Origin of the sequence: Streptomyces sp. NPDC127177, assembly GCF_042672475.1 — a bacterium.
Classification (GTDB): Bacteria; Actinomycetota; Actinomycetes; order Streptomycetales; family Streptomycetaceae; genus Streptomyces.
Genome location: NZ_JBHXUW010000005.1, coordinates 58,155 through 83,530, shown reverse-complemented (window position 1 = coordinate 83,530; position 25,376 = coordinate 58,155). Strand labels below are relative to the sequence as shown.

Sequence of the window (25,376 nt, the reverse complement as noted above, 5' to 3'; positions counted from 1 at the left end):
GCCGCCGGGGCGTTGGTGCGGGCGGACGCGTGGCCGAGGGCGGTCCGCTCCCGGCCGGCAGTCCGCGGCGATTTCTGTTTCGTTGGCACGCGGTGGCTGACGGCTGTTCCGGCTGATGGCGCGGGTGGCTCACGGTGTGTGGTGGGCCGCGTGCTGGTCCGCGTGTTGAGTTGCCAGGACGTCGCTGCCGAAGTCGGTTTCCGGATCCCGCCACACGGCGTGGGCGTGCTTGGCGCCGCGGTGGGCGTTGGCCCACTCGATCCGCAGCCGCGGGCCTTGCAGGCGGTAGTAGTGCGATGCGCCCGCCGCGGCGGGCGTGAAGTACTCGTCGTGCTCCGGGACGTCGTCGGCGGGCAGGACACTCGCGCCGAAGCCGGGTGAGGTGGGGTCCGCGCCAACTGAGCCGTGGCCGCGGCAGAAGAAGGCGGGGTCGGACGGCTCCCGGCCGGGGGAGGCGTCCGCCAGCCAGGCGGGCGTGCCGGGGAGCGGACCGCTCGGTGCGCTCTCACTGCTCGCCGACGCCCAACCCGCCGTGCCGGCGACCAGCAGCGTGGTCGGTACGGCGGTGGTCGGCAAGGTCCTGAAGCGGCGCATACACCCGTCTCCCTCTGTCTCGTCCGTGGTGACGAGGAGAAAGTAGGGAGACGGTGGGCGACGGCGCGTCACACCGGGGAGCCAAGCCGGCACTGATACCCGGGTAGGGGGTGGACCAAGCCAGAAGGTCACGCGGCCCCGACCTCGTCACTTTCTCCGGACGGCGCGTTTTGTCGGAGCCGGCGAAAGTGGTGCGGAACGGCTGTCGCGGCGACCGGGCGCGGCAGTTGAGGCTGGGGGTCGGTTTCACGGGCGCGTACGGGCCCGTGACTCATGATTGCCACCGGGACCAGCCCACCGCTTCGCCGGCGACTGGTGCGCCAGGACACCTGGACGCGGGCTGTGTTCGCCGTGCCCCCGCCGTCGTGACCCCGCCGCCGTGCCCCCGCGGTCGTGACCCCGCCCGCCGCGGCCTCTTGCTTCGCCCGAGCCGGCCCGCGCGGTTCGCTCTGGGACCAGCCCGGCCGAGATCCGTACGCCGGTCGGTGCGGAGCCGAGTCGGCCCTCGGCGGCACGTCTGGTCAGACGGTCGCTCGACGACCGCGACGGGCCGCACGGTCACGGCTCCGCGAGCCCCTCCAGTGCTGGGGCGGCGGCATACGAATTACTGCTTCGGGTCAGGCCGGTCCGCTGAGGGCGTAGCGGGCGAGCGTGGTCTCTACCGCCTGCTCGACGGCGTAACGGATGTCAGAGGCTGCGGGGTCCCAGTCGGTCAGCAGCATGCGGGGCCACAGCACGTAGTTGGCGATCATCCCGAGGAACTGGTTGGCCGCGCTCTCGGCGTCCGGGACGTCGGCGTTACCGGCCTCGTGCTCCGACTCCAGATAGTGCTGGACCGAGGTGAAGTAGGGCAGCTTGCCGAGCTGGAACTGCATCCGTCCCAGTTCGGGGAAGCGGGGCAGTTCGGCGATGACGATGCGGAACAGGGCTGTCATACCGGGCCGGCCGATCAGGTCGGCGTAACGGTGGCCGATGGAGGTCAGGCCGGAACGCAGGTCCCCGGCCCGAGGCCGCGCCACGGCGCCTGCGGCGTCACGCTCCCAGGACTCGGTGACGATGGCCTCGAAGAGGGCTGCCTTGGTGGGGAACTGCTTGAACAACGTGGACTTCGAGACTGCCGCCTTTTCGGCGATGCGGGCGAGGGAGGTCCTGTCATAGCCGTGGTCCAGGAAGAGGTCCGTGGCCGCGGAGATGATCGCCTCACGCTTCTGCTGGGCGAGACGGCGGTGATGTGCGGAGAGCTCTGCTGCCATGCGTGCAGTATGCCCCAGAACCGAGGCGAGTCACTTGACTCGCCTCTTCTCGCCTGCCTACGCTGCAATGGAAAGGCGAGCTAACTGACTCGCATCCGACGGCGGTGCCCTCTCTGCAGGTGCCGTGCGATGAGGGAGCTGCTGATGGCAGGCGACAGGATCGCTTTGGTGACCGGTGCCAACCGTGGTCTGGGCCGGAGTACGGCTCTTGCGCTGGCGGCGCGCGGGCTGCGGATCGTGGTCACTCATCGGGGTGACGTGGCTGGGGCCGAGGAGACGGCGCGGCAAGTGCACGCTGCGGGTGGGACCGCCGCTGTCCTGCGTCTTGATATCAGCGACATCTCCTCTTTCGGAGCCTTCACTTCCGAGCTGAGCGCACTGCTTGAGCGCTGGACGGCCTCACGGCTCGATGTTGTGGTCAACAACGCTGGGGTGGGTGTCTTCGGCCTGCTGGAAGCTGTCACGGCCGACGACTTCGACACGGTGTTCGGCACCAACGTGCGGGGCACGTTCTTCCTCATCCAGTCGCTTGTGCCGCTGCTGGGGCAGGGCGCCCGGGTCATCAACGTCTCGTCGTCGTTGACTCGTCACACCAGTCCCGCGACCTCGGTCTACTCCGCCTCGAAGGCCGCCGTCGAGGCTCTGAGCCGCACTCTGGCCGCGGAGCTCGGCCCCCGAGGCATCCGGGTCAACTCCATCGCCCCGGGGCCGACCGCCACCGACTTCAACGGCGGTGCCATGCGGGATGACGCCGGTATGCGCCAGGGTCTGGCCGGGCAGACCGCGCTCGGCCGCGTCGGCGAACCCGAGGAGATCGGCGACGCCATCGCCACGCTGGCGTCCGATGGCCTGCGATGGATGACCGCCCAGCGCATCGAGGTCTCCGGCGGCGCCCTCCTCTGACCGGTCGGGGTGAGCCTGTTCAAGGGGTCGGCCCCGGCTCATCCCGCGCCACTGTCGTCTTCATCAGGTTCCGGTGCGTCCGTGTCGCGCAGCGGACGCGGGGCGCCTGTGATCGGGACGCGCCGGCCATCCGCCACCTGCCCGGCACCCGGGACGCGTCACGAGCGTGAGGGGCGGCTGGAGACAACGGCTGTGCTCGACACCGACCCCCACGCCACGTCAGCGGGTCCGTCAAAAGGGCGGTGCAGCCCGGGGTGTTGAGGGCAACTGGCTACTGCGGAGACGCCGGCCTTCTCGGCTGTCGCGGGCCGTCCTCGACTCCGCCCGGGACGAGGCCGAAAAGAGGGGCGAACTCACAGCTCCGAGCTCCGAGCTCCGAGCCCCGTGGACCGGGGCAAGCCGGGTTCCAAGATGCAGGACGCCGTCGATGGGTCGTCGAACGGACCATGTCCTGGCCGGCTGACGGCTACCGCATCGTCCGACTCGCCACACAGGACACGGTCTTAAGCCTCGTCCGCCGAATGTGGCGCCGGTCCGGCCAGCCCGTGCAGCAGCAGATCCGTGACGGTGTCGATGACGCGCTGGTCGTCTTCGCCGCCGGGGGGCGTGAGCACGGCGTAGTTGAGGGTGACGAGCATCGCACCCATCGCCGTCGCGATGAACTCGGGGTCGCCGGGCAGCTTGTGCCCGCGCTCGACCAGGTACTCCAGATGCTCCCGAATGGTTTCCGTCTGCTCGCGCAGGTCGCGCCAGGCCCGGCCCGTGCCGGGGTCGTCGGCCACCATCGCCTGGAACAGCGCGAGCGTGACCGGGCGGTTCTCCCGCATCACCGTCCACGCGGCACCGAGGTGGTCGTGCAGCTGGTCGCGGTCGGTCAGGTCGTGGTCGCGGGGGTGCTCCAGGCCGACCATGCGCTCGTCGATCGCATCCTCCATCTCGGCGAGGAGCGCCTGGAGCAACTCGTCCTTGCCGGCGAAGTGTTCGTAGAACGAGCCCGTCGAGCGTCCGGCGGCGGCGGTGATGTCGGTGATCTTCGTATTGAGGTAGCCGCGATCGTTGAACAGCCCCCGCGCCGCGTCCAGCAGTGCGGCACGAGTCCGAGCCGCCCGGACTTTTCGACTGGCGGTACTCGCCTGCGGCATGTCGCCCTCCATCGGCTGTTGACAGATGCCAGCGTATCGGAACACACTCACGCTGAATCAATATTCAGTGAATCCAAATTCAGGGAGACATCGTGCGAACGATCGTGATCGGTGGCGGGATAGCCGGGCCTGCCATCGCCCTTGCACTGCGGCGGATCGGTCACGACGTGACCGTCTACGAGGCGTACGACGTTCCGCCCGAGGACGTCGGCGCCCACTTCAGCCTGGCTGTCAACGGCCTGCGTGCGCTGGAGAAGCTGGGCTGCCTGCGCGACGTACAGGCGGCCGGACACCCCATCGAACGGATGCGGTTCTACACGGAGGGCGGCCACCTCCTGGGCGACGTGCCACGCCTCCGGCGCGAAGCCGACTCGATGCGCAGCATCGCGCTCCGGCGCGGACGGCTCGTGGCAATCCTGCGGCGCGCGGCCCTCGACGCCGGCGCGCAGATCGTCACCGGCGAACGCCTGGTGGGCGGGACGGAGTTGGCGGACGGCGTGGTGGCCGAATTCGCCTCCGGCCGACGCGACACCGCGGAGCTGCTCGTGGGCGCCGACGGCGTCTGGTCGACCGTGCGCGGGCTGATCGACTCGTCCGCGCCGCGCGCGGAGTACGCGGGGCTCTACGGGGTCGCCGGAACCGCCACCATGACGGGTCTAGAGCCCGGCGTATGGAACCTCGCCTACACGCGCAACGGTGCCTTCGTGCACACCAGCATCGACGAGAAGACCCAGTGGTGGACGGCTCAGATCGGGGATCCGGTCAAGCCCGACCTGCGAGGCATCGACGACGCGCAATGGCTGCGGCGCGTCACCGAGCTGTTTCCGGAGGCAGTGCCTAGGGCCATCGTCGGAGCCGCGACATCGATCGTCGCGGCCGGCCACCTGAACGTCTGCGATCCGGTCCGGACGTGGCACAGCGGGCGCATGGTCCTGGTCGGCGACGCCGCCCACCCTGTCGGCGTCGGGCACGGCGCCTCGATGTGCATCGAGGACGCCTTGGAACTCGCGGCGGCGCTGAGCGGCGCCCCGACCGTCCCAGCGGCACTCAGGGCCTACGACACGACGCGTCGCCCGCGCATCGACAAGCTGCTCAAGCACGGGCACAACGCCCGTGAGAGCAAGCGGCCCGGTGCCGTGAAGCGACAGGTCAACGCGGCGAAGATGCGCGTGCTCCTCCCGTTCTTCGAGCGGGCGCAGGGATATCTGTACGACTATGAGCCGCCTTCCCTGCCCGCCCTGGGCGGATCACAGTCCGTCACGGGTCAACACAGCTAGACGGCCTCCGGGTCCGGCGCCCCGACCGCATTGCGGTGGCCCTGCGTAGTACGCCCGCTGGACCTGGGGGACCGGGGCGAGCGGGTGCACGTAGAGCGGCACCCGCAGGTCGGACGTCCGGGCCAGGGCCGGAGGAACCGTGGCGAACGGGTGCACACACAGCGGCACCCGCAGCTCGGCCATCCGGGCCAGGACCGTCCGGTGCACGGGGTCGTCGAGGAACCACTCGCCCGGCCGCCCGAGGGCCAGGCCCCCCGCATGCCGAGCCCGGAGATGGCCCGGTCCCGGTCCAGCTCGGCGACGGCGGCGGCCGGGTCCTGCCACGGCAGGGCCGCGAACCCATGCAGCCGGTCAGGGCGGGCGGCCACCGCTGCCGCGCGGCGGGCGTTGGCCGCGCGGGCACAACGCGATGCCGGGATCGGCGGGCACCATCTGGACCGGGCTCGTCCGGGACGCGATCCGCACGTCGACGCCGTGCCTGCCCATCCGCCGGATCCGGTCCTCGCCTGGATCGGCGCCGAGTCGGAACGCGGTCGCCCGGTCGACTGCGGGGACCGTCCGGGACCTGGTCGCACGGGCGCCTAGCCGGTGCTCCGGAAGCGCAGACGGGGCGCCTCGCCGGCGAGCATCGGGCCGGCGGCCTCCATGATCGCCAGGTCGATCGCGTGTTCCTCGATGCAGATGATCGCGTGCTCCTCGATGTGGACGGGAGTCATCTCGTCCTCGTGCGGTGCGGTCAGGAGCGGGCGTCGTCGACGGCGGGTCGCAGGACCTCCGCGCACCACTGGCGGAAGGTGGTCGGCGTGCTGTTTCCGGCGGTGCGGACGACGCCCTCGTCGAGGCCGTCGATCTTGGCCGCCGCCATGTCGGCCATCGCCCGAGCCATGCCGGGCGACGCGCCGAAGGAGAGCATGGTGGTCTCCAGTGACGCGACCTCGATCCGCGCATAGCGCACCGGGATGCCGATCGCGTCGGTGATGGCGGCGGCCATGTCGTTGCCCGACAGGTCCTCCGGGCCGAGCAGCGGAACGTCGGCGAATCCGGTCCAGTCGCGGTCGAGCAGCAGGCGAGCGGCGGCGGCGCCGATGTCTCGGGTGGCCACCATGGGCAGCTTGCGGTCCGGCGCGAAGGGCCCGGAGATCACGCCCTCGCCCAGGATCGTGCGGACGTCGCGCAGCGTGTTGTCCATGAAGCTCGGGTTGGCGAGCGAGCGGTAGTTGGTGACCGTGGCGAACAGGTCGTCCATGGCCAGCGAGGCGGTGACGTTGCCGGCCCGGCCGGAGACGGTGGTGCCCCGGCCCAGCGCCGAGACCCCGACCACGTGGCGGACACCGTGCGCGGCGACGGCCTCGACGCCCGGCCTGCTGGCCTCGACGTAGGAGGTTATCACGTCGGGGGCGCGGAGGTCGCTGGGCATCAGCCAGAACACCGCGTCAGCGCCGACGAAGGCCTGGTCGACCACCGCGGCGTCGCGGTGCGAGCCCTCCACGATCTCGACACGGTCGCGGATGGCAGGAGGGAGTCGCCGCGGATCGCGGGTGACGACCCGGACGCGTTCGCCGGCGGCGAGCAGCTGCTCGACGACGTGGCGGCCAATCTTGGCGGTGGGGGCAGTGACGACGATCATGGGCATTCCCTTACGGTCGGAGCATGTAAACTCAACCGTACCGTTTACTTCGAGAAGGAGCCACCATGGCGGCGCGACGAGGCGAGAAGCTGCGCGAGCACATCCTGTGGACCGCAAAGGACGTGTTTCTCGAGGCCGGCTTCGAGCGCACCTCGATGGACGTCGTCGCCCAGCGGGCCGAGACCTCCAAGCGATCGCTGTACGCACACTTCCCCAGCAAGGACGCCCTCTTCTCCGGGGTGGTCGCCCTCGTGCGCGAGCTGTACCTCGACCGCATGGGCTCGCCGGAGCACTACGTCACCGCCGAGCGGGCCGATCCGGCCGACGCCCTCGTGCGCTACTGCGGGCGGTTGCTGCAGATGCTCCTGTGGTCCTCGTCCCTCCGCACGCTCCGGATGGGGATCGCCGAGGCCGAGCGGGTACCCGAGATCGCGTCGGGCTACTACGAAGCGGTCTTCGAGGCTCCCACGGCGCGTATCAGCGCGTACATCTCCCGGACCTGGGGCCTGGCGCACGAGGAGGCGTGGGAGGTGGCCGAGATCCTCGTCGGCCGCACTGTCTACCCCGGACTGGTGCAGGGCCTGCTCGGTGTGCGGGAGCCGATCGCCGAGCGTCCCGACGAGTCCACCCTCGCCGCCGACGTCGACCTCGACCGGATCGCCGCGAGCGTCCGGCCACTCCTCCCAGGCGGACCGGCGTCCTGAGAGGGCGGTTCGTGGGTTGATGTCCGTGTCGGGATGAAGTCGGAGCAGAACAGCCGGTCGTGCGGGCTCTCACCTAACAGATCTCGTCCTGGACAGGGTCTCCTGGGCGACCTAGCAGAGTGCGTACGCTGAATCAGCCATGTCGTCGGCATCAAGTGGGGGGAACCGTGGGGCAATGTCGGCAAGTGGGCCGGGTGATCGGGGGCCGCTACCGGATTGAATCTCTACTTGGATCTGGTGGGTTCGGGCGTGTTTGGAGGGCGCGCGACGAGAGGCTGAATGTCGACGTGGCGGTCAAGGAGGTCGAGTTTCCTTTGGGGCTGTCAGCCCCGGAGCGGGCGACACGGCTGCATCGCGCTGAGCGCGAAGCGCGTCACGCCGCTGCGTTGCGCGACCATCCGAACATCGTCACCGTCCACGACGTGATCATTGATGCTGGTCAGCCCTGGACTGTGATGCAACTGATCGAGGGTGGCTCGCTGGCGGATCGTCTGAAAAGCGGTCCGCTGCCGGTGTCGGCTGCTGTCCAAGTTGCCGCTGCTTTGTTCAATGCCCTCCGCGCGGCGCATGCAGCCGGGATCGTGCATCGCGACGTCAAGCCCGGCAACGTCATGATGGCGGCCACCGGCGAGATCCTGCTCGCCGACTTCGGAATCGCTGTGCGAAGTGACGACACAGCGCTGACTTCCGGCGGGTTCATCGGCTCGCTGCCGTACACGGCCCCCGAGCGACTACGCGGCGTCAGTGACCTTCCGGCCAGCGACCTGTTCTCGCTCGGAGTGACGCTGTACGAGGCCGTGGACGGCATCTCCCCGTTCCGACGAGACAGCGATGTCGCCACATTGGCCGCCGTCCAACGTGGGCAAGCCCCGCCGCCCCAACACGCCGGCACGCTGACACTACTGATCACAGCGCTAATGGACATGGAGCCGCAAAGGCGCCCGACGGAACTCAGTGCGATGCCGAATCCGCCGTCCGCCGCCTACGTCACCCCTCTGGTGAAGCGGCTGGCGGAGGAGACTGGCGTGGACCTCGTCACCGTGCGGGGCACCGGCATCGGCGGTCGCATCCGTGTGCAGGACGTCCGCGCCGCCGCCTCCCGCCCCGAGTTCCAGTGAGCACGCCGCGGTTACGACCGCACCGCGTCCGAGGAGAGCCGCGCATACGCGAGACCGCTTTTCGGCGTCAGTCTGTTCCCTCGCGGCTACGAACGCGCCGAAGTCGACGCGTACCTCGCATTGCCAGCCGACCAACGGGGGCCAGTGCCCGATTTCATATTGGTCCGTCTCGGCTACGACCGCGGCCAGGTCGACGGTATCTCGGCACATAGGTACGCCGGGCAAAGGGATCAAGGCCTCGCAGATGTCGCGGGCCCGGAGGGGGCCGGCGGCCGCGTTGAAGACGGCGGTGATGTGGGTGTAATCGTAATCCGGGTGCTCGGGCAGGTCTGGCGTGATGGCCTGGGTGGGGATCCGGTCAGCGAGGACGGTTGGTGTTCGTAGTCACGGACCAGGCGCCGGTGCAGTATGAGGACCCCACCCACACCATCAGGCGATGCCCGCCGAGGCTGTCCCGTCCCAACTGATCCGGTCCGAAGTTGCGGCTGTGACCTGGGGCGACCAGAACGGTTGAGACACCTGGGTGGTCGAAAATCTCAGTTGATCTGGACTCCGGCGACTGAATACTGGCTGTCGTCCCAGTTGATCTGGTCTGCTTCCGGAGTTTCGAGTTGGACTGCTTGCGAGAGGTGACCATGCACGATGACCAAGTGGACGTGACCACCGAGATCGTTGCGGCCTTGATCCAGGAACAGTTCCCTCAGTGGAGCGGCAAGGCGATCCGACTCCTGTCGTCGACCGGGACGGTCAACGCCATCTTCCGCATCGGAAACGACCTCTCAGCGCGTTTCCCACTGCGCCTGGCCGATGCTGCCGAGGCGCTGGCGGTTCTGGAACGGGAAGCCCGGGCCAGCGCGGAGCTGGCACAGGTGTCGCGGTTCCCCGCTCCGGAACCCGTCGCCTTGGGAAAGCCTGGAGCGGGTTACCCCATGCCGTGGTCGGTCCAGACGTGGCTGCCGGGAACGGTCGCCTTTGATGCCGACCCGAGTGGGTCGGACACCTTTGCCGAGGACCTTGCGGCCTTCATCGCAGCCCTCCGGGAGGCCGAGACGCGGGGGCGGCTCTTCAGCGGCGAGGGTCGTGGCGGCGTTCTCGCTCACCACGACGATTGGATGGCGAAGTGCTTCGAGGAGAGCAAGGGGCTGCTCGACGTGCCCCGGCTGCGCCAGGTCTGGAGCAACTTTCGGGTGTTGCCACGGACGGGTGCCGACGTGATGAGCCATGGTGACTTGATTCCGGGCAATGTACTGGTCGCGGGGGACCGGCTCAGCGGTGTACTCGACACCGGCGGCTTCGGTCCTGCCGACCCCGCGCTGGATCTGGTCAGTGCCTGGCACCTGTTGCAGCCCGGCCCGCGGGACGTTCTCCGGCGGACACTGGTCTGTGACGATCTGGAGTGGGAGCGCGGCAGGGCATGGGCGTTCCAACAGGCGATGGGTGTTGTCTGGTACTACGTCGAGAGCAATCCGACGATGAGCAAAATGGGGCGCCGGACACTCGACCGCGTTCTGGAGTCGATGGAATGATGTCGCCCCGATCCGGACCCGTCGACTGGCCCCCTGCGCCGATCAGAGCCGAGAGGCTCGTACTCCGTGAGCCCGAGGCGGTCGCCCGGCCGCTGCGGGGAAGGTCGATCTCGGCTACATGTTCCTGCCTCGGGCGTGGGGATTCGGATACGCCACCGAGGCGTGCGCGGCGGCACTCGACTGGTTCGAGAGCGTGCTTCCCGGCGAGCCGGTGGTGCTCCACACCCAGACCGCCAACGTCGGCTCGATGCGCCTCGCGGCGAAGCTGGGATTCACAGAGGTGGAGCGGTTCCATGCCTGGGACGCAGAGCAATGGCTCGGCATGCGCTCTCCCACCGTGCGCCCTCCCGTCACGTGCTCTGATTGAGCTCGTGCTCGCGGGGCAACTGGCCTGGTTGGCCCCGCTGATGCTCAGGAGCCAGAGGGTGCGTTGATCGACGTGGCGTTCTTGAAGTCGGTCAACGTGACCGTCGCTTCGATGTCGGGGTTGGACGCGAAGTGGATGTTCTGGCGTACGCGTACGACTCGGCCCTCGCTGTCGATCCAGGCATCTGCCTCGATCGTGGTGGCGGGTCGCAGGTTGTTCCCGACGGTCCTGTCCACCGATTCGATGTTTTTCGGGGTGAGGCGGGCCGATACGCGCATAGGGTCGGTGTCCTGGTGCACGGTGGCGCTGTGATCGAGCATGAGCCGCACGTACTGCGGGAGCCGGTCCATGGGTATACCCCCCTTTGCCGCCGACGTGGGGAACTCCTGCCATGGCCCGTGGGTTCCGGTCGCGCGTCTGTACACCTTCTGCTGGGTGATCACGACGTCTTCCGTGTACTGGTCGGTTGTGTCCGTCGTGCGTCCTGTGAGCGGCGCGTTGAGGTTGACCCGCCCTTCCATGAGCTGGAGTTGTCTGGTCCCTGACCGTGTGATGGCTCTGAGCGCGGCCGAGTATGGGACGTCGCCGGCTGCAGCCAGCCGATCGCGGACTACGTGCGGGCCGTTCTTCGGTGGTGCGGGCCGGCTCGAGGAGCATGCGGAGAGCATCAGCCCCAAGAGGACGATAGCCAGGGGTGCGGTCCGGTGATGAAACACAGGTGGGTCCTCCGGGTGCCGAGCCCGGGCAGGAAACGCCCGGGGCCGCAGGTGGATGGTGGACTCATCCTGTCCAACCTCGGATATCAGGCGGGGCTCAGGGGCAGGTGGTGTGATCAAGAGTGCGTCAGACAGTTACGCAATTGCTTTCCCTGCCCGCACAACCCTCCGGCCGATGTAGGCCACAGGCGAGTGCCCGGCCGGCGGTTGACCTGTGGTCGGGCGGGCCGGCAAACACGCTCCAACGGGGCCGCTATCAGCCTAAGTCGCAGAGGAGTGATGCGCCGGGGGTGCCCCCTGCGAGCACTGCGTGGCCCTCGTCTGCGTTCGGCCCGGCCAGTTGGACAGCCCGGCCAGTCGGCCACTTCCTGCGTGCCGGGCCCTCTGTGATCCAGCACTGGTGACTGGGATGATCATCCCGGCCGGTGTGAGCACGCTGGCATCGCGAATCTGGGGTGGACTCGAATGGATAAGTGGCGGGAGCTTTCCGCGCTGGTGGAGGAGCGGCTGAAGGTCTCGCCGTCCGGCGAGCGTGGTGTGTTCGCCGCCGGTGTCGCGGAACGCCTGATGAGTTGGCACGAGGCACTGCCCGAGGACGAGCAGGCGCCGTTCACCGTGAGCCTGCGCCCTCTGCTGAATTCCGTATGGGAGGGCGTCCTCGGCGACTCGACGGCCTTCGCGTCCGTCAAGCGCGGTGTCGGTGAGTACATGCTCAGCGAGTACTGCCACAACGACGGTCAGGACGGGCCGGATGACGCGGACGAGTCGGCTGCGGCGGCGGCGTTGTACGCCGCCCACGCCTACCTGTTCGGCTGCCAGGAATTCGCCCTGTGGACCAGCAGCCGGGCCGTTGAGGCGATCGACCAGCACCTTGAGTACCTGGTCGATCAGGAAGAAGGCGAACTCCCCGTTGACGCGGACGAGGCACTCGCCTCCGAGCTCCAGCGGCAACTACGGGATCTGGAGCTCATCGCACGCCACTCGAAGGATCTTCGCTACGCCGGCTCGGGACTGCCCATCGACACATCCGTCCGACTGCGCGTCGAACTTCGCGCTCCTCTCTCCAGCTGGGAGTGAACTCCGCGGCGGCCACGGGCCGGCAGGCCGCAGGACGGTTCGGGCAGGCCCTGGTGAAGATCAGTGCGTCGCTCGTAGCGGCATACGGCCCCTCGCTCGGCCGCTACCTCTTACCCGACGTCAGGTCGTGTCATCAGTGGCGAACGCACGTGCAATTCCAGGTTGGGGCCGGTCAGGGGCACGGTGCTCCAGGTCGCCGTCGCGGTCCCCGCCTCGGCATCGACGGCCAGCCGAACGCGGTGCGGGGTGGTGACGACGTAGAGATCGGCAACGAAAGTGCTGCCCTGCCAGGCACCGGCCGCGACGACGGGCCGGCCGAGCGGGGAGCTTTCCCGCCAGTCGCCGTGGCCGACTTCAACGTCGAGGAGCGACCCGAGCCGCACCCTCCATCCGCCGTCGGTGGGATCGATGATCACCGTTGTTCCGTCGGGCAGGGCCGAGTCCTCAGCGGAGGCGTCGAGTGTCGCGGTGGCCGAACGCCTCGGGTCGGCGGAACCCGCCACCGGCAGCAATGACAGCTGCCGCAGCCTCTCGGCGAGGGCCTCATCCTCCCGGGCACTTTCCGCCCGGCCCACGCCGGGCAGCAGGCACTCCCACAGGGCGTCGAGCACCTCCTGGGACTCCCCTTGGGCGGTCACGGCGACCACCAGATCGTGCGACGGGATCACCACACACTGCTGTCCGAAGGCGCCATGACCGTGGTACCCGTGACGCGACATCCAGAACTGGTAGCCGTAGCCGCAGGAGAAGTCGGCGTCGTAAGCCCCGTCCTTGAACTTCACACAGTCGATGTGCCGCCCGGTCGCGAGCTCCACCCACTCGCGCGGAACGAGTTGCCGGTCCCCGAAGCGGCCGCCGCGCAGCAGCAGTTCACCGAAGACGGCAATGGCCTCGGTCGTGAGGTGCAGCCCGTGGAACCCGAAGGCGGCACCGCTCTTCACCCGGTCCCAATCGGCGTGGTCGACGCCCATCGGCTTGAAGAGGCGCTCGTCGAGGAACTCCGGGAGACCGAGACCCGTGACCCGTTCCACCATCCGGGCCAGGATGAAGGTGGTCGAGTTGTCGTAGGTGTGCAGCGTTCCCTCGGCCGTGGCGAACGGCAGCTTCAGGAAGCCCTGCACCAGGTCGTCGGGTTCCAGTTGCCAGGCCTCGTCGAGGCTGTCCGTGGGGTGCCCGGCGGTCATGGACAGCAGGTGGTGAACGGTGATGCGGCTTCCCTGCTCCGAGATGTCGGCCGGGACGTGGTCGGGCAACACCTGCACCACCCGATCGTCCAGCGAGAGGAGCCCGTCGGCGACCGCGAGCCCCACGGCGATCGACGTGAACGACTTGGTCAGCGAGTAGAGCAGATGGGGACGTTCGGCCGAGTACGGCGCCCACCAGCCTTCGGCGACGACGTGACCATGGTGCACGACCATGATGGAGTGGCACTCCACCGATCGCGCTTCGAGCCGGTCCAGCAGCGTTGAGATCGAACGGGACGAGATTCCCGAGGCAGCCGGTGCCGAGCGTGGAAGCAGGGCGCGGTGAGTGGGCAATGTGACTCCCTGACAGGTGCACGCGGAGCTGGGTTCGACCTTTGGGCTGAAGGTGGATCGATGACAGCGATGGCATGGAGCACGGGCTGCCGGCCTGGGCATGTTATGGCCGGGCCGAGTCACGGTTCCACGAGGTTTCTTCCTGGGCGGATGGCGGTGTTCGACAACGCTGCGGGCTCATGCCTCACCGGCCCACAGCGCACCGACCCAGCTGGGTCACCCGGTCAACGCACCAGTCGGCGGCGCTTTCTTGCCAGTGAACTCAGCGGTGCGAGGCAAACGTGCTGGGGGTGGCCGGGGTGGGATGAGTAACGGCTCTACGGGGTGGATCGCCCGTCTGCCTATGCTCAGGCCCATGGCACTGGAATGGGAACAGATCATCGTCGACTCCGCCGACCCCGTCGCTCTCGGGCGCTGGTGGGCCGGTGCTCTCGGCTGGGTCGTGGTCGACGAATCCGAGGAGATCATCGAGATCCGGCCTGAGCCGGACCGGATGCCGGGCCTGCTCTTCGTGCCGGTTCCCGAGGGCAAGGTGTCGAAGAACAGGCTCCACCCCGACTTCCGCCCCGACGACCAGGCGACCGAGGTCGCCCGGCTGCTCTCCCTGGGCGCCCGGCGCGTCGACACCGTGCAGGACGGGCAGCACTGGGTGACCCTCCTCGACCCTGAGGGCAACGAGTTCTGCGTCCTGAGTGAGCGCAAGAGCTGAGCGGGGGCCGGGCAGTTGTCCGGGCCTCGACGTTCACCCCGTTGACACGCAAGTCGGTTCGTCCGGGTCAGGTAAGCCTGGCCGACTGCTCGTTGCGAATCGGTATGACTCGACACGCGGCCAATGCGGCGCTGGACTCTCTTCATGATCTCCCCGTGATCTGTCTGCGATCTCGGGGTCCGATCGGCCGGGGCGGCACGTTTTTCGGCCCAGTGGGCTGATGATCAGCATCCACTCGGGGAATGGTGACCCATTCCCGTCCGGTTCCGGAGCCGGAGGCTTCTCCCAGGGCGATTTGTCGGTGAAGTCGGGGTCGTCGATGCCGGCTCCGGTCACCTTCACGGTCGAGGCGGGCCACCGGGCGTCCATACCTCGTGTTCGTGAGAGATTGTGAGATATGAGAGCGTGAGGCGGATGAGCGAGACGACGCAGCAGACCCTCCAATACCGCTTTGACGGGCCAGAAGACGCTCCTGTCCTGGTGATCGGCCCCTCGCTCGGTACCACATGGCATATGTGGGACCGCCAGATATCCGAGCTCAGCCAGCACTGGAGAGTCTTCCGCTTCGACCTCCCGGGCCACGGCGGCGCGCCAGCCCACCCGGCCACCGCCGTGAGTGAGCTCGCCGACCGGCTCCTCGCCACGCTCGACAGCCTCGGCGTCCAGCGCTTCGGGTACGTGGGGTGCTCCATCAGCGGGGCGATCGGCGCCGACCTCGCGCTGCGGCACCCGCAGCGGGTCGCCTCGCTCGCGCTGGTGGCCTCCTCGGCCCGGTTCGGCAGCGCCGACGAGTTCCGCCAGCGCGGGGTGATCGTGCGTACGAACGGTCTGGAGCCGATGGCGCGCACCGCGCCGGAGCGGTGGTTCACCCCGGGGTTCGCCGCCGCCCAGCCCGCCATCGTCGAGTGGGCCGTCCAGATGGTCCGCACCACCGACCCGGGCTGTTACATCGCCGCCTGCGAAGCCCTCGCCGCGTTCGACGTCCGTACGGAACTGGGCCGCGTCGGCGTCCCCACGCTCGTCCTGGTCGGTGCCGAGGACCAGGTCACCGGCCCCGGTGACGCCCGCACCCTGGTCGCCGGCATACCCGACGCACGGCTCGCGCTGGTGCCGGGCGCCTCCCACCTGGCCCCGGTCGAGCAGCCCGGTGCCGTCACCGATCTCCTGCTCACCCACTTCTCCGCGGCCTGGCAGGACACCCAGGCGGCCATCCCGGCGCTCTCCTCCACCCCGCTGCTCTCCACCCCCGTGCTGCCCGTCGCGGAGATCACCGCGGCCACCGCGCGGCCGGCGGAGGCGTCCGAGGTGCGTGCCGATCCGCATTCGCAGGGCATGAGGATCCGCCGGGAGGTGCTCGGGGACGCCCACGTGGACGGTGTGATGGCCGCGTCCGACGACTTCACGGACGACTTCCAGCAGCTCGTCACCCGCTACGCCTGGGGCGAGGTATGGGGCCGGGAGGGGCTGGACCGGCGCCTGCGCAGCAGTGTCACGCTCACCGCGCTGGTCACCTCCGGACATCTGGAGGGGCTCGCCGCACACGTCAGGGCGGCCCTGCGCAACGGGCTCACCCCGGCCGAGATCCGGGAGGTCCTGCTCCAGACGGCCGTGTACTGCGGGATTCCGGCCGCCGGTGCGGCTTTCACGATCGCGCAGTCGGTGATTCAGGCGGAAACGACACCGCCCGCGTAGCAGGATGGAACACATGAACGCTGTGAACCCCGAGCCGTTCGCGCTCACGCTGACCAAGAAGGTCCATTCCTGCATCCGCCTGGAGAAGGCCGGGCGCACGCTCGTCATCGATCCGGGCGGCTTCGCGGAGCAGGACGCCACGGTCGGTGCCGAAGCGATCCTGGTGACGCACGAGCATCCCGACCACTTCAACGAGGAGCGGCTGCGGGCCGGACTCGAGGCCAATCCGGCCGCCGAGGTCTGGACCCTGCGAAGCGTGGCGGACCAGGTCGGCGCGGCCTTCCCGGGGCGTGTCCACACGGTCGGCCACGGCGACACCTTCACCGCCGCCGGTTTCGACGTCCAGGTGCACGGCGAGCTTCACGCGGTGATCCATCCGGACATTCCCCGGATCACCAACATCGGCTTCCTGGTGGACGAATCGCTGTTCCACCCCGGTGACGCGTTCACGGTGCCCGACCGGCCGGTCGATACCCTGATGCTTCCGGTGATGGCCCCCTGGAACAAGATCTCCGAGGTCATCGACTACGTCCGCGAGGTCGCGCCGCGCCGCGCCATCGACATCCACGACGCGCTGCTCACCGATCTCGCCCGCCCGATCTACGACGCCCAGATCGGCGGCCTCGGCGGCACCGACCACGGGCGGCTTGCTCCGGGGGACTCGACGAGCCTGTGAGGGACGGCGCTCCGGCGGCTGTCAGTGGGAGCCGCTAGGTTTACGTACATGCGCATCGCCACCTGGAACGTCAACTCGATCACCGCCCGTCTGCCCCGGCTGCTCGCCTGGCTGGAGAGCTCCGGCACGGACGTGCTGTGCATCCAGGAGACCAAGTGCACCGCCGAGCAGTTCCCCACCGAGGCGCTCCGCGAGCTCGGCTACGAGTCCGCGGTCCACGCCACCGGCCGGTGGAACGGGGTGGCGATCGTCTCCCGGGCCGGTCTGTCCGACGTCGTGACGGGGCTGCCGGACGGCCCCGCGTACGAGACCGTGCAGGAGCCCCGTGCGATGAGCGCGACGTGCGGCCCGGTCCGGGTGTGGTCGGTGTACGTGCCCAACGGCCGCGAGGTCGAGCACGAGCACTACGCGTACAAGCTGCGCTGGTTCGAGGCGCTGCGGAAGGCCGTGGCGGCCGACGCCGCGGGGTCGCTGCCGTTCGCCGTCCTCGGAGACTTCAACGTGGCACCGACCGATGAGGACGTCTGGGACCCGGCGCTCTTCGAGGGCGCCACACACGTCACCCCCGCCGAGCGGGCCGCCCTGGCCGCCCTGCGCGAGGAGGGCCTCTCCGACGTCATGCCGCGCCCCCTGAAGTACGACCGCCCGTACACCTTCTGGGACTACCGCCAGCTGCGCTTCCCGAAGAACAAGGGCATGCGGATCGACCTCGTCTACGGCAACGCCCCGTTCACCGCGGCCGTCGAGGACAGCTATGTGGACCGCGAGGAGCGCAAGGGCAAGGGCGCCTCCGACCACGCCCCCGTGGTCGTCGATCTCGACCTCTGAGCCCTCCCCGCGACGCGCCCGCGGTCCCGAGCGCGAGCAGCATCAGCAGCGCGCTCACCCACAGCGGCGACCGGAAACCGAGGCCCGCGCCGATGGCGAGCCCGCCGAGCCAGGGTCCGAGCGCCCCGCCCACATTGAAGGCCGAGGTGGCGAAGGACCCCGCCAGGGTCGGCGCGTCCTCCGCCAGGCGGAACACGTGCGAGATCAGTGCCGTGCCGGTGCCGAACGCCAGCATTCCCAGGACGAGGACGAGCGCGATCACCGCCACACGGCTGTCGGCCGCCGCAGCGAACAGGGCCCAGCCGGCGGTGAGCGCGACCAGACCGGCCGAGGTCAGCGCGACCGGCCGGGAGTCGATGACCCGGCCGCAGACGGTGACCCCGACGAACGAGCCGACGCCGAACAGGGCGAGCAGGACCGGCACCCACGCGGGCCCGAACCGGGTGACGTGGACGGCGATCGGTTCGAGGTAGGAGAACGCGCAGAAGGTCGCGCCCTGGACGAGCGCGCTCGTCAGCAGCGTCAGCCGCAGCCGGCGCCCCGCCAGGCTTCGCAGCTCGGCGCGTGCGCTCGGCAGGGCGGCCGGGGGCCGTCCCGCCGGAATCGTCGCCGCGATCACGGCGATCGCCGGCAGCGAGACCAGTGCGACGGCCCAGAACGCCGCCCGCCACCCCCACTGCCCGCCCAGCCACGCCCCGGCGGGCACCCCCGCCACGCACGCGACGGTGACACCCCCGACCACCACGGAGGTGGCGCGGGCCCGGGCCCCGGGCCCGGCCAGGGCGACGGCGGTCACCAGGGCGACCGCCCAGAAGCCCGCGTTCGCCAGCGCGGCGACGACCCGGGTCGCGAGCAGCAGCCCGTAGCTGGAGGTGGCCGCGCCGACGGCGTGGACGGCGGCGAAGACGCAGAGGAAGAACAACAGGGCGCGCCGGCGCTGCCAGTTGCGCCCCAGGAGCGCCATGAGCGGCGCCCCGATGACCATCCCGACGGCGAACGCCGAGGTCAGCAGAGCCGCGGCGGGGATGGAGACGCGCAGATCGTCGGAGATGCCCGAAAGCAGACCGGACAGCATGAATTCGGAAGTGCCCTGGGCGAAGACGGCAAGCCCGAGCGCGTAGACGGAAAACGGCATGAAGGAACCCCATGGACGGCTGATGGACAGAACCGGTCAGGGATGCGGGCCGCACCCGCTCGTACGCACGAGCGGCAACGCGGCGGAACGGTCATCGCGATCGTGACCGTGACACGGCACATCGGCGGAACCGTGACAGGAAGGGGAGTCCTCACCCGTGTGCATGCGCCGAGGCGCAGCCCGCACCGCATGGGTCCGGGGCGGCAGCCGTACGTGACCGGGGCGGACGGGGTCCGGCCGGTCCGGAGGCCACCGGGGGACCGGTGGCTAGCTTCTGTCCGACTCGGGGCTGCACATGAGCGTGAACGTATCAGTACCCGGCGGTACGCCACCACACCGTTTCGCGGGCCGTTCCCGGGGGACCGGGAGTGTCCGGGTGAACACGGGAGGTACGTCTGGTGTTCAGCAGTCGAACGACAGACCGCGCGCCCTGTGGTGCGGATCCGGGCCGGGATGCGACCCTGAGTGGTATGAACATCCCTTTCTTGGACAACTGGCGTAAGCGTCATGACGGAACGCGGGAGGCGGGGCTCGCTGCCGCCGTCGACGCCGATCCGGAAGGCGTGGCCCAGCTCCTCGCCGAATGTGACCTGCTCCGTGTCCGGGCCGGGGAACGCGGGCTCGAACTCGACGACAGCCCGGCCTCGTTGGCCGCGCTCGACCAGCTGCCGCCGCGCTGGCGCGACGACCCGGAGGAGCTGCCCTGGCTGGGCAACGACGCGGGGCTCTACCTCGGCACGGTCCTGGTGCGCAACGTGCCCGGTGCGCTCTGGCACATCTGGCCGAGCGGCCAGCCCGTGGTGCGGCTCGCCTCCGGCCGTGAGATCGATGTGGTCGAGGCCGGTCTGGACTGGGCGATGTCGGGCAGCCCGGAGCTGTCCCAGGTGTACTCGGAGTCGGCCGAGGGATGAGTCCGCCGTCCCGATCGGGACGGCCCGCGCCCCGCTGAGCGATGCGGCGCGATAAAACGCCTTATGCCCCATTTACGCGTGTCGGGTGTGAAGTCCCTTGCCGGGATGGATAGTTTGCGCTGACCTCGACAAAGCGATAAGTGGGTAGGGCAGTGTATGGCCGTCGATCCGTTGATCGAGCTGCGTGACGTCAATAAGTTCTACGGAGAGTTGCACGTACTGCAGGACATCAATCTCACCGTCGGCCGCGGGGAGGTGGTGGTGGTCATCGGCCCCTCCGGCTCCGGAAAGTCGACGCTCTGCCGGACCATCAACCGGCTGGAGACGATCGAGTCGGGCCACATCACCCTGGACGGCAGACCCCTTCCCGAGGAGGGCAAGGGACTGGCGCAGCTGAGGGCCGAAGTCGGCATGGTCTTCCAGTCGTTCAACCTGTTCGCGCACAAGACCGTCCTGGCGAACGTCTCGCTCGCCCAGCTCAAGGTGCGCAGGCGGAAGAAGGACGAGGCCGACCGACGCTCCCGCGAGCTGCTGGAACGGGTGGGACTCGCCTCGCAGGCCGACAAGTTCCCGGCCCAGCTCTCCGGCGGTCAGCAGCAGCGCGTGGCCATCGCCCGCGCCCTCGCGATGGACCCCAAGGCGCTCCTCTTCGACGAGCCCACCTCCGCGCTCGACCCGGAGATGATCAACGAGGTGCTGGAAGTGATGCAGCAGCTCGCCCAGGAGGGCATGACCATGGTCGTCGTCACGCACGAGATGGGGTTCGCCCGGTCCGCCGCGAACCGGGTCGTCTTCATGGCCGACGGCCGCATCGTCGAGGACCGCGTCCCGGAGGACTTCTTCACCGCGCCGGAGAGCGACCGCGCCAAGGACTTCCTGTCCAAGATCCTCAAGCACTGACGGGGGGCCCTGTGTTGCGTACGAGAAAAGTGCTGGCCGCCTGTGCCGGGCTCCTGCTGGCCCTCCTCGCCGCCGGCTGCGGCAAGGACGGCAGTCCGCCCGCGAAGGGGCCGAAAGCCGGTGCACTGCCGGTCTACAAGGTCGACACCGGATTCCGGCTGCCGGACTCCAGGACCTGGAGGCAGGCCAAGAAGCGCGGCTACCTGCGGGTGGGCGCCAAGGAGGACCAGCCCTATCTGGGCGAGAAGGACCCGGCCACCGGGGTCTACTCCGGCTTCGACATCGAGATCGCCCGGATGATGTCGGCCTCGCTGGGCTTCGATCCGAAGACGATCCGGTTCAGGACGATCGCCTCGGCCAACCGCGAGACGGCGCTGCAGAACGGACAGATCGACTACTACGTCGGCACCTACACGATCAATGACATGCGCAAGAAGCTCGTCGGTTTCGCCGGCCCCTACTACATGGCCGGGCAGGGGCTGCTGGTCCGCACGGACGAGAACGACATCCACGGCCCGCAGGACCTGGCGGGCAAGACGGTCTGCTCGGCGGCGGGTTCGACCCCCTACCAGCGCATCGCCGCCGACTACCCGAAGGCGCATCTGGTCTCCTACGACACGTACTCGATCTGTGTCGACAACCTGCTGACCTTCCAGGTCGACGTCGTCACGACCGACGACGCGATCCTGCTGGGCTTCGCCGCCAAGGCGCCCGACGAGATGAAGGTCGTCGGCAAGCCCTTCTCCGAGGAGCCGTACGGCATCGGCGTGCCGCGCGGCGACAACGCCCTGCGGTCGGCGCTGAACGACGCGCTGGAGACCAACGAGAAGAACGGCAACTGGAAGAAGGCATTCGAGGCCACGCTCGGCCTCTCCGGGGCCCCCGCGCCGAAGCCGCCGCCCATCGACCGCTACCCGGCGACCTGAGAGGACGACCAGAACCATGGACGTACTCACCGACAACTTCTCGCTCTACGGCAAGGGCTTCCTCGGCACCGTCGAACTGACCGTCTACGCCTCGGTCCTGGCCCTGGTCCTCGGTTTCCTGATGGCCTCCTTCCGGGTCGCGCCGGTCGGCTCGTTCCGGGTGATCGGCACCGTCTGGGTCACGGTGCTGCGCAACACCCCGCTGACCCTGCTCTTCTTCGCCGTCCTGCTCGGCCTGCCGCGCTTCGGCCTGGTGCTGCCGTTCAAGGTCTTCGCGGTCATCGCACTCGGCTGCTACACCTCCGCGTTCATCTGCGAGGTGCTGCGCTCCGGGATCAACACCGTGCCCACAGGTCAGGGCGAGGCCGCCCGCAGCCTCGGAATGACGTTCGGCCAGACACTCGGCACCGTGGTGCTGCCGCAGGCGTTCCGCTCGGTGATCCCACCGGTCGGCTCGACACTCATCGCGCTGGCCAAGAACTCGGCGATCGCCGGGGCGTTCAGCGTCACCGAACTGCTCGGCACCTACAAGACCCTCAACGAGCTGGGGTTCAGCATCATCTGGACCTTCGTCTGGATCGCCGTCGGGTACCTGATCATCACTCTGACCATCAGTGCGATCTTCAACGTGCTGGAGAAGCGCTGGGGAGTCGCCCGATGACCACCCACTCCGCGCCCTCCGCCAGCGCGCTCTACGACATCCCGGGGCCGGTGGCCCGCAGACGGCATCTCGTCTACGGGATCGTCTCGACGGTCCTGATCCTCGCCCTGGTCGGCTGGGTCATCTACCTGCTCTTCGACACCGACCAGTTCACCAGCGCCAAATGGTCGCCCTTCGAGTACAAGGGCATCCAGGAACTGCTGCTGCGCGGGCTCGGTAACACCCTCAAGGCGTTCGCGTACGCCGCTGTCCTGTCGCTGGCGCTCGGGGCCGTCCTGGCCGTCGGGCGGCTCTCCGACCACCGGCCGGTGCGCTGGATCGCCACGGTGCTCGTCGAGTTCTTCCGCGCCATGCCGGTGCTGGTGATGATCTTCTTCATCTTCGTCGCGCTGAAGGTCCAGCCGCTCCCCGCACTGGTCGCCGGGCTGACGCTCTACAACGGCTCGGTGCTCGCCGAGGTGTTCCGTTCCGGCATCAACTCGGTCGAACGCGGCCAGCACGAGGCGGCGTTCGCCCTGGGCATGCGCAAGACACAGGTCACGACCTTCGTCCTGGCACCGCAGGCGATCCGCGCGATGCTGCCCACCATCATCAGCCAACTGGTGGTGGCGCTGAAGGACACCTCGCTCGGCTATCTGATCACGTACGAGGAATTCCTCCATGCCGGGAAGCTCATCGCCTCCAACCTCGACTACGATCTTCCCTTCATCCCTGTGGTGATGGTGATCTCACCGATCTACATCGGGATGTGCATGCTGCTCTCCTGGTTCGCGACCTGGATGGCGAAGCGGCAGCGGCGCAATCCGAGGACGGAGGCGGTGGGCGTCGCACCCGCCGAACCAGGAACGCTCCAGCCGGGAGCGCAGTAGCCGGGCACTGCCGTGAGGCGGTACCCGGGAGCGGTGCCCGCCCGGTAGCAGCCGGTGATCACTTCTCGTGCAACGGCACGGACCCGACAACGGTCCGCGCCGACGAGGGGAAGGTCAGCTGTGAGCCGGCCGGGCTGTGCTCGGTGCGCAACGGGCCGACGGTGTCGGCCATCAGGGCGCGTCGGTGACCGGCCGGGACGCCGTGGGATTCGGAGAGCCACTCCGGACCCACGGGGAACGGCCGGCCCGGCGTCCGCCCGGACACCGCCCCGCGCCCCTGAACCGCCCGCGCACACCGCTCAGGAACGGCGCCCCCGCGTCCGGTATTCTCCACGCTCGACCCCCTGACCACCCCTCGCACGGCACGCCGCTGTCCGGCACCGGCCGAGGAGGCGGCGGCGGACCCTCGGAGAGTGGGAGACATCGGTGCGCCGAGCATCCGGCAACACCCAGAACCGGACGCCCCGGGCCCGCCGGTGACGGCCGCGGACGCGGCCACCGGCACGGTCGCCGCGCAGGAAGGCGGACAGCGGGGTTCCGGATCGGTGCTGCGCAGCGGCGCCGTCATGGCCGCCGGGTCCGTCGTCTCGCGGGCGACGGGATTCATACGCTCGGCGGTCGTCGTCGCCGCACTCGGCACCGGACTGCGGGCGGATGGCTACACGGTCGCCAACACCGTCCCCAACATCCTCTACATGCTGCTGATCGGCGGCGCCCTCAACGCCGTCTTCGTACCCGAACTGGTCCGGGCCGCCAGGGAACACGCCGACGGCGGAGCCGCCTACACCGACCGGCTCCTCACGCTCTGCACGGCCGGTCTGCTCGCCCTCACCGCGCTCGCCGTCATCGGTGCCCCGCTCATCATCTCCGTGTACGCCCCCACCTACGACGGGGACCAGGCAGAACTCACCATCGCCCTGGCCCGCTACTGCCTGCCCCAGATCCTCTTCTACGGGCTCTTCACCCTCCTGGGGCAGGTGCTCAACGCCCGGAACAGATTCGGGGCGATGATGTGGACCCCGGTCCTCAACAACGTCGTGATCATCGCGGTGTTCGGGCTCTACCTCGGGACCGCGGCCGCCTCGGACGGCAGTCTGACCTCCGCGCAGGCACAGTGGCTCGGCTGGGGGACCACGGCCGGGATCGTCGTGCAGACCCTGGCGCTCGTACCCGCCCTGCGTGCCGCGAGGTTCCGCTGGCGGCCGAGGTTCGACTGGCGTGGCAGCGGACTCACCCGCCCGCTGCGCGCGGCCGGCTGGCTCGTGATGCTCGTCCTGACCAACCAGGCCGCGTACTGGGTGGTGACCCGGCTCTCCACCGCGACCGGCCAGCACGCCGTCGACCAGCATGTGGCGGGCGGCGCCGGCTATACCGCGTACAGCTACGCCTACCAGTTGTGGGTGGTGCCGCAGGGCATCGTGACCGTCAGCCTCGTGACCGCGCTGATGCCGCGGATGAGCAGGGCGGCCGCCGAGGGTGATCTGCCGGGGGTGCGGCGGGACGTCTCCTACGCGTTGCGGACCTCGGCCGCCGTGGTGATCCCGGCCGCCGCCGCCCTGCTCGCGCTCGCACCGTGGGTGATGGGGTCGGTGTTCGGGTACGGACGCACCGGACCGGCGGACATCACCGTGATGGCGGGCATGATGGCGGCCTTCGCGCCGGGGCTCATCGCGTTCTCCGGGCAGTACGTGCTCTCCCGCGGGTTCTACGCGATGAGCGACACCCGTACGCCGTTCCTCCTGAACCTGATCATCGCCGCGCTCCAGGCGGGCCTCGCGGTCGTCGCCTATCTGCTGCTGCCTGCGCGATGGGCGGTCACGGGCATGGCAGGGGCCTACTCCGTGGCGCTGTTCGCGGGCTTCGCCGCCACCGCGTACGTACTGCACCGGAAGGTCTCCGTGCCAGGTGCCCAGCGGCCCTCCCTGGTGCGCTCGCCCGGAGTGCGGGCGCACGCCCGGCTGGTGGCCGCGTGTGTGCCCGCGGGGCTCCTGGCGTACGCGGCGGCCCGTGCCGTCGACGTCGAGGGGTCAGGCGTCGGGGACCTCGGCGCGGCGGGCGCGGGGGCCGCGGTCCTCCTCCTCGTGGTGGCGCTGCTGGCCCGTCCGCTGCGGCTGACCGAGGTCAGCACCGCGCTGGCGGCCGTCCGGAGCGGGCTGCGACGGAACTGACGGCCGCGCCGCCGGATCCACCGGCGGTCGGCCGGCGCTTGCAGGGGGCTGGAAACGGC

The 25,376-nt window shown here is 69.4% G+C and carries 24 protein-coding genes and 2 pseudogenes; 17 read left to right on the top strand and 9 right to left on the bottom strand.

What is annotated here, in order from left to right; genetic code table 11:
• Positions 1 to 129: 129 nt before the first annotated feature.
• Together ACFVJX_RS05735 and ACFVJX_RS05730 are read right to left on the bottom strand one after the other, a co-directional pair.
• Positions 130 to 396 (bottom strand): annotated as a pseudogene (locus ACFVJX_RS05735) (DUF3500 domain-containing protein); the annotation flags it as partial.
• Between the two features lie 815 nt (positions 397 to 1,211).
• Positions 1,212 to 1,847, bottom strand: coding sequence for a TetR/AcrR family transcriptional regulator (locus ACFVJX_RS05730; RefSeq protein ID WP_384126882.1), 636 nt, complete (start codon positions 1,845 to 1,847; stop codon positions 1,212 to 1,214).
• Between the two features lie 144 nt (positions 1,848 to 1,991).
• Here ACFVJX_RS05730 and ACFVJX_RS05725 point away from each other — a divergent pair, with 144 nt between their 5' ends.
• A complete protein-coding gene (locus ACFVJX_RS05725; RefSeq protein ID WP_384126961.1) occupies positions 1,992 to 2,750 on the top strand; it encodes an SDR family NAD(P)-dependent oxidoreductase in 759 nt (252 codons plus the stop codon).
• 503 nt (positions 2,751 to 3,253) lie between these two features.
• On the opposite strand, the gene ACFVJX_RS05720 is transcribed toward ACFVJX_RS05725, so the two are convergent.
• Positions 3,254 to 3,892 carry a TetR/AcrR family transcriptional regulator gene (locus ACFVJX_RS05720; protein ID WP_384126880.1) on the bottom strand — a complete coding sequence of 213 codons (639 nt, stop codon included), beginning with the start codon at positions 3,890 to 3,892 and terminating at the stop codon, positions 3,254 to 3,256.
• A 92-nt stretch (positions 3,893 to 3,984) separates the two neighbouring features.
• On the opposite strand from ACFVJX_RS05720, the gene ACFVJX_RS05715 reads away from it, so the two are divergent.
• Positions 3,985 to 5,169: an FAD-dependent oxidoreductase gene (locus ACFVJX_RS05715; RefSeq protein WP_384126879.1), complete on the top strand. Its 1,185-nt coding sequence runs from the start codon at positions 3,985 to 3,987 to the stop codon at positions 5,167 to 5,169.
• A gap of 581 nt (positions 5,170 to 5,750) precedes the next feature.
• Here the strand turns inward: ACFVJX_RS05715 and ACFVJX_RS05710 are convergent.
• Both ACFVJX_RS05710 and ACFVJX_RS05705 read right to left on the bottom strand, forming a co-directional pair.
• Positions 5,751 to 5,885: a hypothetical protein gene (locus ACFVJX_RS05710; protein ID WP_384126877.1), complete on the bottom strand. Its 135-nt coding sequence runs from the start codon at positions 5,883 to 5,885 to the stop codon at positions 5,751 to 5,753.
• A gap of 20 nt (positions 5,886 to 5,905) precedes the next feature.
• Positions 5,906 to 6,796: an NAD(P)H-binding protein gene (locus tag ACFVJX_RS05705; protein ID WP_384126876.1), complete on the bottom strand. Its 891-nt coding sequence runs from the start codon at positions 6,794 to 6,796 to the stop codon at positions 5,906 to 5,908.
• A gap of 65 nt (positions 6,797 to 6,861) precedes the next feature.
• On the opposite strand from ACFVJX_RS05705, the gene ACFVJX_RS05700 reads away from it, so the two are divergent.
• The 4 genes and pseudogenes from ACFVJX_RS05700 to ACFVJX_RS05685 all read left to right on the top strand — a co-directional run bounded on the left by ACFVJX_RS05700 (position 6,862) and on the right by ACFVJX_RS05685 (position 10,511).
• Positions 6,862 to 7,500 carry a TetR/AcrR family transcriptional regulator gene (locus ACFVJX_RS05700; RefSeq protein ID WP_384126875.1) on the top strand — a complete coding sequence of 213 codons (639 nt, stop codon included), beginning with the start codon at positions 6,862 to 6,864 and terminating at the stop codon, positions 7,498 to 7,500.
• A gap of 119 nt (positions 7,501 to 7,619) precedes the next feature.
• Positions 7,620 to 8,618 carry a protein kinase gene (locus tag ACFVJX_RS05695; RefSeq protein ID WP_384126873.1) on the top strand — a complete coding sequence of 333 codons (999 nt, stop codon included), beginning with the start codon at positions 7,620 to 7,622 and terminating at the stop codon, positions 8,616 to 8,618.
• 635 nt (positions 8,619 to 9,253) lie between these two features.
• A complete protein-coding gene (locus tag ACFVJX_RS05690; RefSeq protein ID WP_384126871.1) occupies positions 9,254 to 10,144 on the top strand; it encodes an aminoglycoside phosphotransferase family protein in 891 nt (296 codons plus the stop codon).
• Positions 10,144 to 10,511, top strand: a pseudogene (locus ACFVJX_RS05685) (GNAT family N-acetyltransferase). The gene ACFVJX_RS05690 and the pseudogene ACFVJX_RS05685 overlap by 1 nt, the downstream one beginning before the upstream one ends.
• A gap of 44 nt (positions 10,512 to 10,555) precedes the next feature.
• On the opposite strand, the gene ACFVJX_RS05680 reads toward ACFVJX_RS05685, so the two are convergent.
• Positions 10,556 to 10,861: a hypothetical protein gene (locus ACFVJX_RS05680; protein WP_384126870.1), complete on the bottom strand. Its 306-nt coding sequence runs from the start codon at positions 10,859 to 10,861 to the stop codon at positions 10,556 to 10,558.
• A gap of 831 nt (positions 10,862 to 11,692) precedes the next feature.
• Here ACFVJX_RS05680 and ACFVJX_RS05675 point away from each other — a divergent pair.
• Complete coding sequence (locus tag ACFVJX_RS05675) at positions 11,693 to 12,304, top strand: hypothetical protein (RefSeq protein ID WP_384126868.1); 612 nt, start codon at positions 11,693 to 11,695, stop codon at positions 12,302 to 12,304.
• Between the two features lie 110 nt (positions 12,305 to 12,414).
• Here ACFVJX_RS05675 and ACFVJX_RS05670 read toward each other — a convergent pair whose 3' ends face one another.
• Positions 12,415 to 13,842: a serine hydrolase domain-containing protein gene (locus ACFVJX_RS05670; RefSeq protein WP_384126866.1), complete on the bottom strand. Its 1,428-nt coding sequence runs from the start codon at positions 13,840 to 13,842 to the stop codon at positions 12,415 to 12,417.
• A gap of 355 nt (positions 13,843 to 14,197) precedes the next feature.
• Between ACFVJX_RS05670 and ACFVJX_RS05665 the strand changes: the two genes are divergently transcribed.
• From ACFVJX_RS05665 to ACFVJX_RS05650, 4 genes are all read left to right on the top strand, one after another.
• The gene (locus ACFVJX_RS05665; RefSeq protein ID WP_384126864.1) at positions 14,198 to 14,551 is read left to right on the top strand and encodes a VOC family protein; all 354 of its coding nucleotides are present in this window, start codon (positions 14,198 to 14,200) and stop codon (positions 14,549 to 14,551) included.
• 414 nt (positions 14,552 to 14,965) lie between these two features.
• On the top strand, positions 14,966 to 16,243 hold the full coding sequence (locus ACFVJX_RS05660; protein WP_384126862.1) for an alpha/beta fold hydrolase: 1,278 nt from the start codon (positions 14,966 to 14,968) through the stop codon (positions 16,241 to 16,243).
• 22 nt (positions 16,244 to 16,265) lie between these two features.
• Entirely contained in the window at positions 16,266 to 16,919 is a 654-nt protein-coding gene (locus tag ACFVJX_RS05655) for an MBL fold metallo-hydrolase (protein WP_384126960.1), read from the top strand.
• 48 nt (positions 16,920 to 16,967) lie between these two features.
• Positions 16,968 to 17,747 carry an exodeoxyribonuclease III gene (locus ACFVJX_RS05650; protein ID WP_384126860.1) on the top strand — a complete coding sequence of 260 codons (780 nt, stop codon included), beginning with the start codon at positions 16,968 to 16,970 and terminating at the stop codon, positions 17,745 to 17,747.
• Here the strand turns inward: ACFVJX_RS05650 and ACFVJX_RS05645 are convergent.
• Positions 17,650 to 18,882 (bottom strand): Cmx/CmrA family chloramphenicol efflux MFS transporter, encoded by a 1,233-nt coding sequence (locus ACFVJX_RS05645; RefSeq protein WP_384126859.1) that lies wholly within the window; start codon positions 18,880 to 18,882, stop codon positions 17,650 to 17,652. The genes ACFVJX_RS05650 and ACFVJX_RS05645 overlap by 98 nt on opposite strands.
• A gap of 470 nt (positions 18,883 to 19,352) precedes the next feature.
• Between ACFVJX_RS05645 and ACFVJX_RS05640 the strand changes: the two genes are divergently transcribed.
• The 5 genes from ACFVJX_RS05640 (at position 19,353) to ACFVJX_RS05620 (ending at position 23,149) form a co-directional block, all read left to right on the top strand.
• Positions 19,353 to 19,793: a DUF6278 family protein gene (locus tag ACFVJX_RS05640; protein WP_250966753.1), complete on the top strand. Its 441-nt coding sequence runs from the start codon at positions 19,353 to 19,355 to the stop codon at positions 19,791 to 19,793.
• A gap of 156 nt (positions 19,794 to 19,949) precedes the next feature.
• Positions 19,950 to 20,693, top strand: coding sequence for an amino acid ABC transporter ATP-binding protein (locus tag ACFVJX_RS05635; protein ID WP_384126857.1), 744 nt, complete (start codon positions 19,950 to 19,952; stop codon positions 20,691 to 20,693).
• A gap of 14 nt (positions 20,694 to 20,707) precedes the next feature.
• Positions 20,708 to 21,619, top strand: coding sequence for a glutamate ABC transporter substrate-binding protein (locus ACFVJX_RS05630; protein WP_384126855.1), 912 nt, complete (start codon positions 20,708 to 20,710; stop codon positions 21,617 to 21,619).
• Positions 21,620 to 21,635: 16 nt separating this feature from the next.
• Positions 21,636 to 22,280 carry an amino acid ABC transporter permease gene (locus tag ACFVJX_RS05625; RefSeq protein ID WP_384126853.1) on the top strand — a complete coding sequence of 215 codons (645 nt, stop codon included), beginning with the start codon at positions 21,636 to 21,638 and terminating at the stop codon, positions 22,278 to 22,280.
• Positions 22,277 to 23,149, top strand: coding sequence for an amino acid ABC transporter permease (locus tag ACFVJX_RS05620; RefSeq protein ID WP_384126852.1), 873 nt, complete (start codon positions 22,277 to 22,279; stop codon positions 23,147 to 23,149). The genes ACFVJX_RS05625 and ACFVJX_RS05620 overlap by 4 nt, the downstream gene beginning before the upstream one ends.
• Before the next feature lie 58 nt (positions 23,150 to 23,207).
• On the opposite strand, the gene ACFVJX_RS05615 is transcribed toward ACFVJX_RS05620, so the two are convergent.
• Positions 23,208 to 23,414, bottom strand: a complete 207-nt coding sequence (locus tag ACFVJX_RS05615; RefSeq protein ID WP_385743844.1) for a hypothetical protein — start codon at positions 23,412 to 23,414, stop codon at positions 23,208 to 23,210.
• A 211-nt stretch (positions 23,415 to 23,625) separates the two neighbouring features.
• On the opposite strand from ACFVJX_RS05615, the gene murJ reads away from it, so the two are divergent.
• Entirely contained in the window at positions 23,626 to 25,317 is a 1,692-nt protein-coding gene (gene murJ / locus ACFVJX_RS05610) for a murein biosynthesis integral membrane protein MurJ (RefSeq protein WP_384126959.1), read from the top strand.
• Positions 25,318 to 25,376: the final 59 nt, after the last annotated feature.

What these genes read in the sequence shown, in the direction of transcription:
- ACFVJX_RS05730 (WP_384126882.1), bottom strand. Translation starts at nt 1,847, where the DNA reads ATGGCAGCAGAGCTCTCCGCACATCACCGCCGTCTCGCCCAGCAGAAG.
- ACFVJX_RS05700 (WP_384126875.1), top strand. Translation starts at nt 6,862, where the DNA reads ATGGCGGCGCGACGAGGCGAGAAGCTGCGCGAGCACATCCTGTGGACC.
- ACFVJX_RS05645 (WP_384126859.1), bottom strand. Translation starts at nt 18,882, where the DNA reads ATGCCGTTTTCCGTCTACGCGCTCGGGCTTGCCGTCTTCGCCCAGGGC.
- ACFVJX_RS05635 (WP_384126857.1), top strand. Translation starts at nt 19,950, where the DNA reads ATGGCCGTCGATCCGTTGATCGAGCTGCGTGACGTCAATAAGTTCTAC.
- ACFVJX_RS05710 (WP_384126877.1), bottom strand. Translation starts at nt 5,885, where the DNA reads ATGACTCCCGTCCACATCGAGGAGCACGCGATCATCTGCATCGAGGAA.
- ACFVJX_RS05650 (WP_384126860.1), top strand. Translation starts at nt 16,968, where the DNA reads ATGCGCATCGCCACCTGGAACGTCAACTCGATCACCGCCCGTCTGCCC.
- ACFVJX_RS05720 (WP_384126880.1), bottom strand. Translation starts at nt 3,892, where the DNA reads ATGCCGCAGGCGAGTACCGCCAGTCGAAAAGTCCGGGCGGCTCGGACT.
- ACFVJX_RS05690 (WP_384126871.1), top strand. Translation starts at nt 9,254, where the DNA reads ATGCACGATGACCAAGTGGACGTGACCACCGAGATCGTTGCGGCCTTG.
- ACFVJX_RS05660 (WP_384126862.1), top strand. Translation starts at nt 14,966, where the DNA reads ATGAGCGAGACGACGCAGCAGACCCTCCAATACCGCTTTGACGGGCCA.
- ACFVJX_RS05625 (WP_384126853.1), top strand. Translation starts at nt 21,636, where the DNA reads ATGGACGTACTCACCGACAACTTCTCGCTCTACGGCAAGGGCTTCCTC.
- ACFVJX_RS05620 (WP_384126852.1), top strand. Translation starts at nt 22,277, where the DNA reads ATGACCACCCACTCCGCGCCCTCCGCCAGCGCGCTCTACGACATCCCG.
- ACFVJX_RS05705 (WP_384126876.1), bottom strand. Translation starts at nt 6,796, where the DNA reads ATGATCGTCGTCACTGCCCCCACCGCCAAGATTGGCCGCCACGTCGTC.
- ACFVJX_RS05665 (WP_384126864.1), top strand. Translation starts at nt 14,198, where the DNA reads ATGGCACTGGAATGGGAACAGATCATCGTCGACTCCGCCGACCCCGTC.
- ACFVJX_RS05680 (WP_384126870.1), bottom strand. Translation starts at nt 10,861, where the DNA reads ATGGACCGGCTCCCGCAGTACGTGCGGCTCATGCTCGATCACAGCGCC.
- ACFVJX_RS05640 (WP_250966753.1), top strand. Translation starts at nt 19,353, where the DNA reads ATGAACATCCCTTTCTTGGACAACTGGCGTAAGCGTCATGACGGAACG.
- ACFVJX_RS05675 (WP_384126868.1), top strand. Translation starts at nt 11,693, where the DNA reads ATGGATAAGTGGCGGGAGCTTTCCGCGCTGGTGGAGGAGCGGCTGAAG.
- ACFVJX_RS05725 (WP_384126961.1), top strand. Translation starts at nt 1,992, where the DNA reads ATGGCAGGCGACAGGATCGCTTTGGTGACCGGTGCCAACCGTGGTCTG.